The sequence below is a fragment of the Algoriphagus sp. 4150 genome (assembly GCF_031457395.1).
Lineage (GTDB): Bacteria > Bacteroidota > Bacteroidia > Cytophagales > Cyclobacteriaceae > Algoriphagus.
This window is the reverse complement of record NZ_JAVDWS010000015.1, coordinates 117,596-132,208: the sequence shown is the minus strand read 5'-3', so window position 1 is coordinate 132,208 and position 14,613 is coordinate 117,596. Positions and strand designations below refer to the sequence as shown.

At 43.4% G+C, this 14,613-nt stretch carries 13 protein-coding genes; 10 read left to right on the top strand and 3 right to left on the bottom strand.

Annotated features, from left to right (window positions below; translation table 11 throughout):
* The first annotated feature begins 50 nt into the window (after positions 1-50).
* The 9 genes from J2X69_RS17760 (at position 51) to J2X69_RS17720 (ending at position 10,810) form a co-directional block, all read left to right on the top strand.
* A complete protein-coding gene (locus J2X69_RS17760; protein WP_310106347.1) occupies positions 51-377 on the top strand; it encodes an MmcQ/YjbR family DNA-binding protein in 327 nt (108 codons plus the stop codon).
* 157 nt (positions 378-534) lie between these two features.
* Positions 535-2,835, top strand: a complete 2,301-nt coding sequence (locus tag J2X69_RS17755) for an FdhF/YdeP family oxidoreductase (protein WP_310106344.1) — start codon at positions 535-537, stop codon at positions 2,833-2,835.
* Between the two features lie 222 nt (positions 2,836-3,057).
* Positions 3,058-3,270 (top strand): hypothetical protein, encoded by a 213-nt coding sequence (locus J2X69_RS17750; RefSeq protein WP_310106341.1) that lies wholly within the window; start codon positions 3,058-3,060, stop codon positions 3,268-3,270.
* Positions 3,267-4,679, top strand: a complete 1,413-nt coding sequence (locus J2X69_RS17745) for a sodium:solute symporter family protein (RefSeq protein ID WP_310106338.1) — start codon at positions 3,267-3,269, stop codon at positions 4,677-4,679. The genes J2X69_RS17750 and J2X69_RS17745 overlap by 4 nt, the downstream gene beginning before the upstream one ends.
* Positions 4,669-6,048 (top strand): glycosyl hydrolase, encoded by a 1,380-nt coding sequence (locus J2X69_RS17740; RefSeq protein ID WP_310106335.1) that lies wholly within the window; start codon positions 4,669-4,671, stop codon positions 6,046-6,048. Before J2X69_RS17745 ends, J2X69_RS17740 begins: the two co-directional genes overlap by 11 nt.
* Positions 6,045-7,490, top strand: a complete 1,446-nt coding sequence (locus tag J2X69_RS17735; protein WP_310106332.1) for an NADH:flavin oxidoreductase — start codon at positions 6,045-6,047, stop codon at positions 7,488-7,490. The genes J2X69_RS17740 and J2X69_RS17735 overlap by 4 nt, the downstream gene beginning before the upstream one ends.
* Complete coding sequence (locus tag J2X69_RS17730; protein ID WP_310106329.1) at positions 7,487-8,257, top strand: 3-ketoacyl-ACP reductase; 771 nt, start codon at positions 7,487-7,489, stop codon at positions 8,255-8,257. The genes J2X69_RS17735 and J2X69_RS17730 overlap by 4 nt, the downstream gene beginning before the upstream one ends.
* An 85-nt stretch (positions 8,258-8,342) precedes the next feature.
* On the top strand, positions 8,343-9,446 hold the full coding sequence (locus tag J2X69_RS17725) for a Gfo/Idh/MocA family oxidoreductase (protein WP_310106326.1): 1,104 nt from the start codon (positions 8,343-8,345) through the stop codon (positions 9,444-9,446).
* A 248-nt stretch (positions 9,447-9,694) separates the two neighbouring features.
* Positions 9,695-10,810 (top strand): Fic/DOC family N-terminal domain-containing protein, encoded by a 1,116-nt coding sequence (locus tag J2X69_RS17720; RefSeq protein WP_310106325.1) that lies wholly within the window; start codon positions 9,695-9,697, stop codon positions 10,808-10,810.
* 114 nt (positions 10,811-10,924) lie between these two features.
* On the opposite strand, the gene J2X69_RS17715 is transcribed toward J2X69_RS17720, so the two are convergent.
* From J2X69_RS17715 to J2X69_RS17705, 3 genes are read right to left on the bottom strand one after another with little or no spacing between them, the layout of a single operon-like run.
* Positions 10,925-11,497: a hypothetical protein gene (locus J2X69_RS17715; protein WP_310106321.1), complete on the bottom strand. Its 573-nt coding sequence runs from the start codon at positions 11,495-11,497 to the stop codon at positions 10,925-10,927.
* A gap of 5 nt (positions 11,498-11,502) precedes the next feature.
* Complete coding sequence (locus J2X69_RS17710; RefSeq protein ID WP_310106320.1) at positions 11,503-12,642, bottom strand: two-component regulator propeller domain-containing protein; 1,140 nt, start codon at positions 12,640-12,642, stop codon at positions 11,503-11,505.
* Positions 12,643-12,652: 10 nt separating this feature from the next.
* Entirely contained in the window at positions 12,653-13,294 is a 642-nt protein-coding gene (locus J2X69_RS17705) for a YceI family protein (RefSeq protein ID WP_310106318.1), read from the bottom strand.
* 110 nt (positions 13,295-13,404) lie between these two features.
* Between J2X69_RS17705 and J2X69_RS17700 the strand changes: the two genes are divergently transcribed.
* The gene (locus J2X69_RS17700; protein ID WP_310106316.1) at positions 13,405-14,295 is read left to right on the top strand and encodes a winged helix-turn-helix domain-containing protein; all 891 of its coding nucleotides are present in this window, start codon (positions 13,405-13,407) and stop codon (positions 14,293-14,295) included.
* The last annotated feature ends 318 nt before the right edge of the window (positions 14,296-14,613 follow it).

Sequence of the window (14,613 nt, the reverse complement as noted above, 5' to 3'; positions counted from 1 at the left end):
TTTACTTTTAGTGGGAATTAGTGAACTTAGGAGGGAAAACAATACGCCCAATGATAAGCTCTGAGTCATTTGCCCAAATGGCACTCTCACTCCCAGGGACTGAAAGTGCTCCCCACTTTGACAGAACTGCCTTCAAAGTGATAAAAAGGCGGATTTTTGCTACGTTTCACGAAAAAAGCAATTCCGCTAACCTCGCTCTTTCTTTAGAAGAGCAAAGCGCTTTTTGTGAATACGAGCCCCAAGCCATCTATCCTGTTCCCAATAAGTGGGGAGAAAAAGGCTGGACCACTTTTGACCTTCACAAGGTTTCCAAAGAGGTATTGTCTGAAGCCCTAACTTCTGCCTATTCGGAAATCACCAAACATACATCGAAATAGCAGTAAAAAGCACGTTAGAAATGATTTTCAGTCCATCTACCTGCTAGGCTACGGTTATTTTGAAGTACAAACCGGAATAGAAATCCCTTCGGCCCTACACATTTTGGCTGTTATATTTCTGTAGCTTTAAACCAGCTCCCCGAGAAACACCAATATTATGCCCTCTCCTACACGAAAAAATATCCAAACACAAAGCTCCTCCGAGTTTACAGGAATTGATCTTAGAAAACCGGCTGAATATGCAGCAGGTTTTACAGGCGTGAAAGTAGCCCTTCAGCATACGTTCAAAGAAATGGGAGTCCTTAAATCCTTCCGGGCACTTTCCCATATGAACCAAAAGGATGGCTTTGACTGTCCGGGCTGCGCTTGGCCGGATCCTGAAAACCGTTCCAAACTTGGAGAATATTGTGAAAACGGCGCAAAGGCTTTGGCAGAGGAAGCCACATCAAAGATGGTTGACAATGCTTTTTTTTCAAACTATTCCGTACAGGAAATTTCCCGGTGGTCAGACTATAAAATCGGTCAAAGTGGTCGCTTAGTTGCCCCAATGCTCTTGAGACCAAACTCAAACCACTACGAGGAATGCACTTGGGAGGAAGCTTTTCGAGTCATTGCAGAGCACCTCCATGCATTAGACAATCCTGACCAAGCAATTTTCTATACATCAGGCAGATCAAGCAATGAAGCTGCATTTTTATACGGACTTTTTGTCAGAGCTTTTGGTACGAACAATATGCCTGATTGCTCCAATATGTGCCATGAATCCAGCGGAGTTGGACTTTCGGAAACATTGGGAATAGGCAAGGGCTCCGTGAAATTGGAAGATTTTGATCAAGCCGAAGTGGTCATGGTAATCGGACAAAATCCGGGAACCAATCACCCCAGAATGCTTTCGGCTTTAGAAAAATGTAAGAGAAACGGAGGAAAAATAATCAGTATAAATCCGCTACAGGAAGCTGGGCTAATCCGATTCCGAAATCCCCAAGAGATCAGTGGAATGCTGCTCAATGGTCATGGTCTCACCGATATCTTTCTTCAGGTAAAAATCAATCAGGATGTAACACTCCTGAAATTGATTGAGAAAAAACTGATGGCCTTGGACAAGTCTCTCGGAAATGTATTTGATCATGAATTCATCGAACAATATACCGAAGGATACGAGTCTCTTTTAGCCCATCTGGACACACATGATGAGCAGGAACTACTGCATATGTGTGGAGTAGAAGAAAAACTGATTGATGAAGCAGTTGCTCTTTTAGCCAAAAAGAACAAAATCATCATCTGTTGGGCCATGGGGCTGACTCAGCATAAAAACGGCGTAGAAAACATCAAAGAGTGCGTCAATCTTCTATTGCTGAAAGGCAGCCTGGGAAAGCCGGGAGCAGGCACATGTCCGGTACGGGGGCATAGCAATGTACAGGGAGATCGAAGTGTGGGGATCATGCATTATGTATCCAACGAACTAAATGCAGCCATCAAAAAAACATTTGGATTCGATGCACCGGCTCATGAAGGAGTAGATGTGGTCAAGGCAATTCCCGCCATGCATGAAGGAAAAGCCAAGGTATTTATAGGTTTGGGAGGGAATTTCGTATCCGCTGCATCCGATACAGAATACACCGCCAGAGCACTTCAAAACTGCGACTTAACAGTTCAGATCAGCACGAAACTAAACCGAAGTCATGTAATCACAGGGAAGACAGCCCTGATTTTGCCTACATTGGGAAGGTCTGAAAAAGACTTTAAAGATGGAGATCAACGGCATTTCACCGTCGAAAACAGCATGGGGATCGTACATCAATCCAAAGGCTTCCTTGATCCAATCTCCGACGACATCAAAAGTGAACCGGAAATAGTAGCCGGTATTGCTTCAGCATATTTCAGAGGAAATCATCCAGTCAAATGGAGTTTACTGGGCTCGGATTACGAATTACTTCGTGAAAAATTAAGCGAAGTAATTGCAGGATTCAAGGACGTAAACACCAAATCCAAAGGCTCCGGATTTTACTTGCCCAACAATGTGCGGGACTTGGATTTCAGCAAGCTTCCCAATCAAAAAGCGCAGTTCAGCAACACCAAACTTCCTGTGCATGAACTGAAAGAAAATGAATACTTACTGATGAGCATCCGCTCACATGATCAGTTCAACACGACGATCTATGGCCTGAACGATCGATATCGGGGAATTTACAATGAACGGAGAGTCCTCTTTATGAACGAAGCTGATATGGCTCGGGAAAGTCTAAAGAAAATGGACGTGGTCAATATCAGCAGCAATTACAATGGGCAGGAGCGTAAAGTTTTCCGGTTTTTAATCATCCCCTATTCTATCCCTCTGGGGAATTTGGCTGCCTATTTTCCGGAAACGAACCCACTGGTCCCAATTCATGAATACGCAGACAAAAGCAATACACCCATCAGTAAATCGATTCGGGTGAGTGTGGAGAAAGCAGGTTGACAAGTAACCGGTAAGACATTGTCTGTATAAAAAGAGAAGTAAATTCTATCCTCCACCACTTACAGGTTTTATACTTTTTTTAATGGAATCCATTTCGTAAGAAAATCAAGATAGCGCATCACTACAGGTTAGTATTAAAAAAGATAATTGCTATTTTAAGCCGATCTAAAATTGATTTTTGGGCAAAACCCAAAGTATCCAAAATAACCTTAACCCAAAACCATGAAATCCAAACGATGGAAAATACTGGTGCTTGCTGTCATCCTAATGACTGTTGGCGCCTTCCTCTTTTTATTCAAAGAAAACAAACTTGAACCTACACTTGCCGGCATCCCATTCATCTTTTGGACCGGGTTATTAATAACTGTGGCAGTAGTGTTTGCTACATTTTTGGGATCCAAGTTCTTTCCATTTGAAGATCCGAAGAAGCAATGATTGGATGGTTAATATTCTTCTTCTCACTATTTCTAGCCATGCTGGGCTATGCATCTTATCGTTCCTACAAAAAAGACAGAACCTCGGATGACTTTATTTTTGCAGGCTCCAACATCGGAACCATACTTGGGTTTCTAACATTTTCGGCAGCCTTATTCTCTGCTTTCACCTTTATGGGAATGCCGGATTTTTTCCGTACCCACGGCGTTGGTGCTTGGATATTCCTGGCTTTATCCGATGCTCTGATGGTCTTTTTCCTGATATGGTTTGGATATTCGTTGAGAAAACGTGCCTCCATTAACGGATACAAAGGAGTAGCCGGACTGATGAAATCTTGCTATGGAAATCCCTTTGCCGGCTATTTGGTTTTTGCCAGTGCATTTCTCTTTTTGATTCCTTATGTAGCCATCCAAATCCGTGGGATCTCCATCTTTTTGGATGCTGCCTTCCCGGATATGCTCCCCTACTGGTCCTGGTCCGCACTGTTGGTATTCATCATGCTTATCTATTCAGAAATCGGTGGGCTAAAAGCTATCGTATATAGCGATGCAATCCAAGGTGTGATTATGCTGACAGTGATTTGGATCATCGGAGTGACTTGTCTCCAAATGAGTGGAGGATTGGAATCCGGACTTGCAAAAGTCTCCGAAACCAATGCCGATCTGCTGACTCTTCCCGGTCCAAAAGGACTATTCACCAGTCCATTCCTGATCGCTTCAGCCATAGCAATTGTGCTGATACCTGTATCGCAGCCCCAATTCACCACCCGTTTGGTGGTCATGAAAAATCTAAAATCAGTCCATAGAATGGCTTATGCAGTGGGTATTTTTGCGATTCTGGTAATATTGCCTACAGCTTTCATCGGTCTCTATGGAGCGGTCAAATATCCTGAAGCGAGTACGGCAGATTTCCTTGCCAATGCCCTGCTATTTGATCAAGCTGTGCCCGTTGCCGCCTTGGCGGTGGTAGGATTGTTCGCTGCCTGTCTTTCTACCACCAATGCACAGATTTTTGCATTGGGCACAGAGCTTAGATCTATGCTTTCGGGGTCTGACAAATTTAATATGCGGGTCACCAAGATTTCAATCTTGGTATTCTCGCTGATCGTTCTGGTGTTTTCTACCTACATGAGTGATGAATTGGTATTGTTGGCGCGCGTGAGTTTTGCGGGTACTTCTATGATAGCTCCCGTTGTATTGGGAGCAGTGATCTTCAAAAATCCTCCCAAAGAGTTAATCTGGCTTTCAACATTCTCGCTAGTCACATTCGTATTGTCACTTGTAGGAGTTGTCCCCAATCTTATCGCAGGGTATCCTCTGGATTTCCTGATGTATTGCCTACTCTTTGTCATAACTCTTACCTTGATGCTTCGTCATCATTTGACTCAAAAAACAACTCATGAAGCTTGATTCAAACATTTCCATAGCTCAACTGGAACAGCCTCTCAAAAAGTTTTGGGAGCTTTCCGGACAAAAAATTCTACAGATCGAAAAGTCTTTTGATCCCAATAAGGGAGCACCGGTTTTCACAGAAAAAGGAAAATATGTAACCCGTGGCTGGACCGAATGGACGCAAGGTTTTCAATACGGCTCGGCCATTCTTCAGTTTGATGCATCCGGAGATGAGCAGTTCTTGAAAATAGGCAGAGACAGTACACTAACCAAAATGGCACCCCATCTCACCCATACCGGTGTACATGATCATGGCTTCAATAATGTAAGCACTTACGGAAACCTACTTCGACTGATCGAAGAAGAGAAAATCGAAGGGGCTGATTGGGAGAAAAACTTCTATCAACTCGCACTTAAAGTCAGCGGAGCCGTTCAGGCAATGCGCTGGACATCAATTCCTGATGGTGGATATATCTATTCGTTCAATGGACCACATTCTTTGTTTGTGGATACGATTCGCTCATGTAGGGCTCTAGTCGTTTCCCATGCATTGGGACATGTGATGCAGGGAGAAAATGACAAACGCATTTCACTCATTCAGCGGGCAATCCAGCATATTCTAAGCACGGTTCGCTATTCGATTTTCTACGGAGACGGCAGAGACTCCTACGATGTATCCGGCAGAACAGCCCATGAAATCATCTTCAACACCAATGACGGCAATTACCGCTGCCCAAATTCACAGCAAGGCTACACCGGATTTAGCACGTGGACCAGAGGTTTGGCTTGGGCCATCTGCGGACTGGGAGAAACGCTGGAAATTCTAGACAAGATTGATGAAAGCGACTATTCAGCTGTCATTTCTAAGAAAGACTTACTCTCAGAACTTTCCAAAGCCGCTATAGCAACTTCAGAGTTTTACCTCAAGAATACGCCTACAGACGGCATTCCTTACTGGGACACAGGAGCGCCCGGCTTGACTGAAATGGGAGATTATCTCAATACGAAATCAGATCCATTCAACGCCCATGAACCAATTGATTCCTCTGCGGCTTGCATTGCGGCACAAGGATTTATCCGTATAGGAAACTGGCTAAAAAGTACAGATCCTGCCAAGTCAGAAAAATACATTCAAGTTGGAATTCAGTTAGCAGCGAATCTATTCGCTGAGCCCTATCTATCCACGGACCCAACGCACCAGGGTCTGATTTTGCACTCCATCTATCATCAGCCAAATGGCTGGGATTATCGTCCTGATCCGGCTAAGGTTCCTTATGGAGAATCTTGTATGTGGGGAGACTATCATGCACGGGAGTTGGCGCTACTGCTGCAGCGCATGCATAATGGAGAAAACTATTACAGCTTCTTTAACTGCGTAGGCCTATGAGCACCGGAAAATACAAACCGCAATATCCGCGGGTCGCACAGCTAAAAACGGGAGAGAATCTCCGTGACCACTTCAACAAGGAAGGTATCGCTCTTGAATTTGACGAAGAACTAAAGTCCGGAGCAACTTCAGCTTTTGCGAAATCACACACCACACGAGCGGGTAATTCTATAGGAAATGCATTTTGCATCCTGCCGATGGAAGGCTGGGACGGCACCACTGACGGCAAGCCTACCGAGCTCACCAAAAGACGCTGGAAGAACTTTGCAATTTCCGGTGCTAAATTACTTTGGGGCTGTGAGGCTGTCGCCGTTCAGCCGGCAGGCAGGGCAAATCCAAATCAATTGATGATCAACGAGAATAATCTCGGTGATTTTGAGGAATTGTATCAACTGGTGGAGCATGAACACAAGCTTGCCTTTGGGAATTCGGATGATTTGCTCACGGGCTTGCAGCTGACTCATTCAGGGAGATTCTGCAAACCAAACAGCAAGACCAAAATGGAACCTAAAATTCTCTATTCCCATCCGGTCTTGAACAAGAAATTTGGTTTGGCAGAGGACTACCCACTGATGACTGATGGAGAAATATCCGAGTTGATCGATGCCTATGTAATAGCGGCAGTCCGAGCCCAAAAAACCGGTTACAAATTCGTTGACATCAAGCACTGTCATGGCTATTTGGGGCATGAGTTTCTCAGCGCTTACGACCGTGAGGGCAAATACGGTAAATCAATCGAAAACCGGACACGCTTTATCCGGGAGATTGTAGCGGGAATCAGAGCCGAAGCTCCCGGCTTAGAGATTGGTGTTCGCATGAGCATTTTTGACTGGGTGCCTTTCAAGCAGGGTCCGGAAGGAGTTGGGATTCCGGCTAGTGCCTCCCCTTACAACTATGCCTTCGGAGGAAATGAAACCGGTCAGGGAGAAGATCTTGATGAGTCTTTTCAGTTCCTCAGGGAACTTCAAAAACTCGATATAGAATTGCTGTGCACTACAGCCGGCAGTCCTTATTACAATCCCCATATCCAACGGCCCGCACTCTTCCCTCCTTCGGACGGCTATATGCCGCCGGAAGATCCACTTCATGGAGTAGCCAGGCAAATAGCCGCAGTAAGTGAGGTAAAAAAATCATTTCCCAATTTTTATGTGGTAGGTTCAGGATACTCTTATCTTCAGGAATGGCTGCCCCATGTGGCTCAACATGTATTGGAATCAGGAAAAGCAGATTCTATAGGTTTAGGCAGAATGGTGTTAAGCTATCCGGAATTACCGGCTGATGTCATAGACGGAACTCCTATGAAGCGTGCAAAAATATGCCGTACTTTCTCAGACTGTACCACCGCCCCCAGAAACGGAATGATTTCAGGTTGCTTTCCATTGGATCCTTTTTACAAGAAAATGGAAATACACGAAACACTTAAAACCATCAAAACATCATGAGTCGAGTAGCATTAGTCACAGGAGGTTCACGTGGAATAGGTTTGGGAATAGCACGAAAATTAGCCGAAGAAGGCATTGATTTGGCCATAAACGGAGTACGTGATGAGTCAAGCGCAAGTGCAGCGTTGGAAGAATTGAGAAGTTTGGGTGTTCGGGTAGAATATCTTCAGGGAAATATTGCCTCCAGAAACGACAGAGAATCGATTGTCTCAGGAATAAAATCCAAGTTTGGCAAAATCGATATTCTGGTCAACAATGCCGGTGTGGCTCCCAGAACCCGAAGCGACTTCTTCGACATTACAGAAGACGATTACGACCATCTCATGGACATCAATCAAAAAGGCACATTCTTCCTGACTCAGGCGATCGCAAAATGGATGGCAGAACTCAAGAAAGAAAAGCCTGAATCAGAGCTATCCATCGTTAATATCACCTCCATATCTGCTACAGTGGCCTCCGTTATCCGCGCTTCTTATTGCATGTCAAAATCGGCCCTCTCGATGCTATCCAAGGTTTTGGCCGTGAAAATGGCAGAGTTTGGAATCCCGGTTTATGAAATCCGCCCCGGAGTAATAGAGACAGATATGATCGAAAAAGTACGTGAAACTTACCATCAAGGTGTGAAAAACGGGATGACGCTTGAGCCGAGAATGGGAGTTCCTGAGGATATAGGTAAAGTAGTTGCCGCTTTAGTGCGGGGTGATCTTCCCTATTCCACCGGTCAGGTGATTTCCGTAGATGGTGGAATGACTATTGCGAGGATGTAGGAGTGATTTTTAATTGATAAAAAACAGCATTACTTGCAAAGTCACCCCAAATTTTCGGCTTTTTAGTTCTCAAATTCCAAATCTCGTGAAAACCCACTTCCTTTTCAGCTTCTTCATTTTAGCCCTTCTTAGTACTCAAACTTTTGCGCAGCAGAAGCGAACAAAAATTGGAGTCGCAGGCCTTACCCATGGTCATGTGGGTTGGATTTTGAATGCGAAAGACCGACCTGATCTTGAGATCGTGGGAATAGCTGAACCCAATCGGGAATTGGCAAAGAGACTTACCGAGCAACACGGAATTTCCATGGATTTGGTATTTGACTCTATGGAGGAAATGCTGGACAAAACGAATCCTGAAGCTGTGACAGCTTTTGGAAATATCTATGATCACCTGGCGGTTGTCGAAGCCTGTGCACCCAGAGGCATTCATGTGATGGTGGAAAAGCCTTTGGCTGTAAGTCTGGAACATGCTCAGAAAATGAAGACACTTGCGGAGAAGCACGACATCCACCTGATCACCAATTACGAAACCACATGGTATCCCAGTACCTTCAAAGCCTACGAACTTTTGAATAAGGGAGAAGTGGGCGACTTACGAAAAGTAGTTGTGCGCGACGGTCACAAAGGTCCAAAAAAAATAGGCGTAAGTGATGAGTTTTTGGAATGGCTGACTGATCCAAAACTAAATGGAGGCGGGGCAATTATTGATTTTGGCTGCTATGGAGCGAATTTGATTACTTGGCTTCAGGATGGAAAAAAGCCTAATTCTGTCACCGCCGTCACTCAGCAGCTTCAGCCGGAAAACAATCCGAAAGTAGACGATGAGGCAACCATTATTCTTAACTATGATGATTCACAAGCCATCATTCAGGCTTCATGGAACTGGCCAATTGGAAGAAAAGACATGGAAATCTATGGACTCACGGGCGCTATCTATGCTGATAATCCTACTGATCTAAGCGTGAGAAAAGCAAAAGGCTATAGCGATTTTGAGGAAAATAAACTCAAATTAGAATATGAAAAAACGCCCTTTGAAGATCCGTTCAGCCTGTTTTTAGCTGTAATTAATGGAGATCTTGTTCTCGATGAGTATGCCCTTCCTTCACTTGAGAACAATATGATCGTGGTAGAAATCTTGTCCGCGGCAGTAGAAAGTGCCAAGACAGGTAAAACAGTGTATTTGAAGTAAATAGAGGAGGGAAGATCGATGACTGAAGTGGTGTTGTGCTAAGCATTAACGCGTATTTCACACATAACCTCTCCAATTAAAATCTTCAAAATTTAATGTTAGAATCAAAATTCAACCTTAATGTTAGGGCTTACACCTAAGGCTACATCAAAAATTTAATATTTTAATGTCAGAACAGTTGTAAATCATAGAATTTAATGTCATACTTGTATGTTAACATTAAAATAGACAAAATTTAAGGTTAGATAATGACATACCTGATTAACCCAGATAGAACCAAACCTTGGAACAATCTTCCTGAGCTCCCCATTGAAGGGCAATATTTTCGGGATTTGGATATTTTTGAGCAATTAGGAGAGGCAAAGGCTGCTATCGCCCGACTGCAAGGGCGAAGTGCTGCTATACCCAATCAGGGCATGTTGATCAACTCTATCAGTTTACAGGAAGCAAAGGCATCTTCTGAGATTGAAAATATTTTCACTACAGACGACGAGCTATATAAGGCCTTCAGTGATGAAAGCATCAAGCAAGGACCTACCAAGGAAATTCTCCATTATCGGGAATCCTTATGGCAGGGCCACCAATACCTGCAAGTCCATCATGAATTTGATATTCCCTATTTCGAATTGGTCTATCAGACCATCACGGGGATGAGTGATGGCATAAGAAAACCATTTGCCCACACTTATATCCGTCAGGGTGGTTCTGGACCAAATGCAGGAAAGGCTGTCTACACTCCACCCAGAGGAGAGGGTGTGGTAGAAGCCAAGATGAAAAACCTTATGGATTTCATGAATGATGATCAAACCCATGCCATTGACCCACTATTGAAAATGGCTATGGGGCATCTTCAATTTGAAGCCATACACCCTTTTAGGGATGGAAATGGTCGAACAGGAAGGTTATTCAATATACATTACCTCACACAAAAGGGACTTTTGGATCTGCCAATCTTGTTTTTGAGCAAATTCATTCTTAATCATAAAGAAGATTATTATGCATTCTTGGCAGGTGTCACCCAGCGTGCTGCTTGGAAAGATTGGCTGCTCTTCATGCTGAAAGCAGTAGAAGTCACCTCCACAGACACCTACCTGAAAATCAATGATATCCTAGCTGCCAAAGACAGTATTCTTGAAGCAGTGGAAAATGAAACTTCCATCAGTAGGCCAGAGTCACTGGTAGAAGCCATATTCACCCAGCCTTATACCAAAGTCAAGCACCTCACCGACAAAAAAATGTATGCTGAGAATACCGCCCGTCAGTACCTCAATCTTTTGGCAGAAATGGGAATCGTGGAGCGCAGAGAAATCAGTGGTGGACATTATTACATGAATCTGGAACTCTATAGGATTTTGGGGCAGTAAGTTTCAAGGAGATAGACTGATTTATTAAGCGCTAAGACAGTAATTGAATTACCCGGAAACAAGCATGTTTAAAAAAGCCCGAATGTCGGGCTTGCACAAATACGTAGTTCAATACTAATTGGCTTTATCAAATACGGTCGTCCAGGAACGCTCACTTTCTTCAGAATTTTCTTTTGCTTTGGCCTGAACAATAATAGACTTGCCATCATCGCTCAACTTCCAAACCTCTGTTACAGAAACAAGCATTTGATCCCGAGGATTTACCTTATAAGGAGTGTGGACCATCAGGTGTACAAGTGAGTTAACAGTCATAGTTTGTCCATCAGCTGACCACTTTACGGTAAACTTCTTTCCTCTTTCCGGACCATGATTAATTTGGCTTTCTTTACCATCGAAGGCCAGTTTCTCCAGACTTATAGCCAGGGCTGCGCCAGGAGAAGGGTTTGGTGCTTCTATGGTTAGAAAATCCGCCCGCTCTGCTATTTTCATTGTTTTAGCCAGCATACGATCACCCTCGTCATATATGCAAACAATATTTCCGCCCATACTTATCGACTGGTTGGATTTCCATTCCCCAGAAAAGTTAGCGCGGTGAGTGTCATTTTTTTGTTGAGCCTGTACGGCAAAATAAATTACTCCTGTTAACAGAATAGTCAGGCAGGTCAAAACGTTTCTTTTATTTTTCATATCTATCAGAATTGATTTAGTGAATCTGCTTTGAAGTCCGTGATGGTATATCCCTTCCCGTCTGGACCAACCTCATAACGATAAACGCCATCGGCGCCAAACCAAATACTTCCATCCTTCGCTTCCAAAAGCCCAAAAAGAGCAGGTGGCCCTGAAAAAATTTCGGTTACAGTAGGATTTTTATCGTACAATGTCTCTGCATCATATCGTGAAAGTACCCAGACGTTCGAATAGAGTTTGACCTCACCGGTAGTCCAGATATTTCCTTTTTTATCTTGGATTATTGAATAGGCCCCTCTCTCCGATACGTGTGTAAAAGTGCTGTCACCTGCCCTGAGCGAAGCCGAAGGGTCATAACGCCAGAGACCGTAAACGTCAGCAAACCAAATGTTTCCTTTTTTATCTTCGATGATTGACCAAACGTTATTAAACGCTTTACCATCTTTGTTTTTTAAAACGGTAAATCCTCTTCCTTGTCCGTCCCGATAGCTATCGATATCGCCATTCAGACGGGGATCATAAACAAACATATTTTCGAGGTGAGGACCAAACCAAAGCTTGCCGGTTTTGTCTTCAAAGAGTAAGCGAATATTGTTAGTGGGAAATCCATCTTCGGTTGTAAAATTTTTAAAAGATTTCCCACCTGTCCTGAGCGGAGCCGAAGGATCATATCGGCTTGGTCCAAACCAAATATTACCGGTTTTGTCTTCATAAATGTGCAGCACCATATTGCTGGCAAGCCCATCCTTTGTTGTAAAATGTTGAAAGCTTGTCTCCCCGGCAGGTAAGTGATAAACCCCTGAATCTTTAGAAGCAATCCAAAGATTTCCTTTTCGATCTTCCAGCACATCCCAGAATGTGTGCGAACCTATTTTACTATTTGTGAGATTAGTAAATGATTTTCCATCGTATCGAAACACGTCTGAATAAGAAGCAATCAAAATGTCTCCGTTCCTGGCTTGTTTTACATTCCGAACTATACTCATAGGCACCCTGGAGGTGTCCGCCTCTTTGAGTTGCGACTCAGAGTACCCTGCATTATTGGTCTTGATAGTATCTTGTGGTACGTTTGTTTGCTCTTGTCCACAGGATGTGTGAAAAGCAAGAATCCAAAGCAAAGTATAGATGGGAAAGTATTTCATCATTTTATCGTTTTTATTTTCTTGCTACTATCTTAATCTGGAATTCAACATTGTCCGAAACAGCTTGATCAGCTAAATTATCGTAAAACTTCCCTGACCTATAGCGGATACCCCATTGTGTCCTGTCGATGAAGATTTTGCCTCTTGCCTTGACAATCCCGTCTTTGACTTCTATCTCGGCTGGAAAAGTAACAGAGCGTGTGACACCTTTAATCGTCAGGTTTCCTGTAACTTCTATGTTCTTGCTATCCACTGAATCAACCTTGGTAATTGCGATAGTAGAAATGGGGAATTTTTCGACATCAAAATAATCAGGTGACTTCAGGTGCTTAACAGGTGTATTTTTATTCTCCTTGTCTCCATATTCAATTGAATTCATATCAATTTCAGCTGTACCACCCACCAATTGTCCTTTTTCAATCAGTAATTCACCTTTGGATAGATAGACATACCCTAAATGGCCTTCAGGAGAAAGTACCATTCCACCTATCCATGTTACCACACTTTGGCTTGTATCTACCTTATATTTTTCTCCGTAGGAAACGGGGATTGCCGATATGGTATTTTTAGTCTCCTCTTTTACAGATTTGCTGCAACCGAAGTGCAAAGGAGCAATAACCAGAAATAAGTAAAATAGGGATAACTTGTCGTTCATGTTGTTCATAAAGTTTCAAAGCTGATCCACAATAGTACTTAGGTAACTTTTGATACATGAATTTCGATTGTAAAGAAGAATGTAAACTTTGTAAATAAAATTTTGACACGATGGATCTCAGGCAAAACCTCCTCTCCAAAAAACGCAACTACCTATTTGGATCGGTACTGCTTATTTTTATCTCTTTGGCCAGCGTGGGGTTTAGCATGTTGGGCAGTGATGACTTTGATCTTGCCAGGCAGGAAGTTCTACTTCGAAAAATCGGGCATGAATTGCTCTTGCAGTCAGGCGACAGTACATCACGGGTGCTCCCAATAAAAAAGATCGCCGAAAATGAATATCAGATCAGTTTTGAGAATGAGCTTAGTTTTCAACCCGACACCCTCGTAAATACTATCCAAAGTTTGTTAGCCGAAGGTCCGTTTGCACGTGATTATGTTGTGAACGTAGTGGACCCTGCAAATGCCAGTGTATTGTTTGGATATGCTATTTCAAAAAACAAGAAAGATGACATTATAGCCTGCAAAGGAAGGAGGCAACCTATTGGATGTTACGCAGTCAACATTCAATTTAAACCAACGGGTATCTCATTGGCAAAAAATGAGTACTTATTTGGATCTCTTTTAGCCTTAGCATTTGTTGGTTTAGTTTTTTTGAGATCTGTCAAACCGAGGAGGTTCTCACACTACAGTCGGAATAAGGGTTTGCTCAGGTTGGGATCCATGTCATTCGATGCTGAGACCCGCAAGCTTATGATAAATGGAAAGACCATAGACCTGACCAGAACTGAAACCCGTGTATTGCACATTTTTGCCTTGTCTCCTAACGAGGCTATTGAGCGGAGCCGGCTACAAAAAGAGATATGGGAGGACGAAGGTGTTATAGTGGGCCGCAGTCTTGATGTATTCATATCAAAACTCAGAAAAAAACTGGAATTTGATCCGAACATAAATATTGTTGTTATTCGAGGCAAAGGATATAAGCTTGAAATTAGCTCTTAAGAAAACCTTGAGGCTCCAAACTGATCTTACTAGAATTCAATTTGGCATTTACTCTTTCCATACGTCCTTGAAGTCTCCTCCCGCTGAATTGGAAAGGCTCTCGGAACAGAGTTTTACCGCCAACTTCCTTCAGAACTTGCCTGACGGCGGTCAGGTTCCACCTCATGATGGGCGTTCTTTTTCTTTTGGCTAGTAGTTGGTGATCCCCCCGCAGTGGACTTTCATCACTTGCTATACGGCACATGTAAAAGGCCGTTCGTGAGGACACGAACGGCGGCAATGGAAAGTTCAACGGCAATGGGAAGTTCAACGGCAATG

Excerpts from the sequence above, each read along its gene's own strand:
- J2X69_RS17760 (WP_310106347.1), top strand. The coding sequence starts at position 51 with ATGATAAGCTCTGAGTCATTTGCCCAAATGGCACTCTCACTCCCAGGG.
- J2X69_RS17755 (WP_310106344.1), top strand. The coding sequence starts at position 535 with ATGCCCTCTCCTACACGAAAAAATATCCAAACACAAAGCTCCTCCGAG.
- J2X69_RS17750 (WP_310106341.1), top strand. The coding sequence starts at position 3,058 with ATGAAATCCAAACGATGGAAAATACTGGTGCTTGCTGTCATCCTAATG.
- J2X69_RS17745 (WP_310106338.1), top strand. The coding sequence starts at position 3,267 with ATGATTGGATGGTTAATATTCTTCTTCTCACTATTTCTAGCCATGCTG.
- J2X69_RS17740 (WP_310106335.1), top strand. The coding sequence starts at position 4,669 with ATGAAGCTTGATTCAAACATTTCCATAGCTCAACTGGAACAGCCTCTC.
- J2X69_RS17735 (WP_310106332.1), top strand. The coding sequence starts at position 6,045 with ATGAGCACCGGAAAATACAAACCGCAATATCCGCGGGTCGCACAGCTA.
- J2X69_RS17730 (WP_310106329.1), top strand. The coding sequence starts at position 7,487 with ATGAGTCGAGTAGCATTAGTCACAGGAGGTTCACGTGGAATAGGTTTG.
- J2X69_RS17720 (WP_310106325.1), top strand. The coding sequence starts at position 9,695 with ATGACATACCTGATTAACCCAGATAGAACCAAACCTTGGAACAATCTT.
- J2X69_RS17715 (WP_310106321.1), bottom strand. The coding sequence starts at position 11,497 with ATGAAAAATAAAAGAAACGTTTTGACCTGCCTGACTATTCTGTTAACA.
- J2X69_RS17710 (WP_310106320.1), bottom strand. The coding sequence starts at position 12,642 with ATGATGAAATACTTTCCCATCTATACTTTGCTTTGGATTCTTGCTTTT.
- J2X69_RS17705 (WP_310106318.1), bottom strand. The coding sequence starts at position 13,294 with ATGAACGACAAGTTATCCCTATTTTACTTATTTCTGGTTATTGCTCCT.
- J2X69_RS17700 (WP_310106316.1), top strand. The coding sequence starts at position 13,405 with ATGGATCTCAGGCAAAACCTCCTCTCCAAAAAACGCAACTACCTATTT.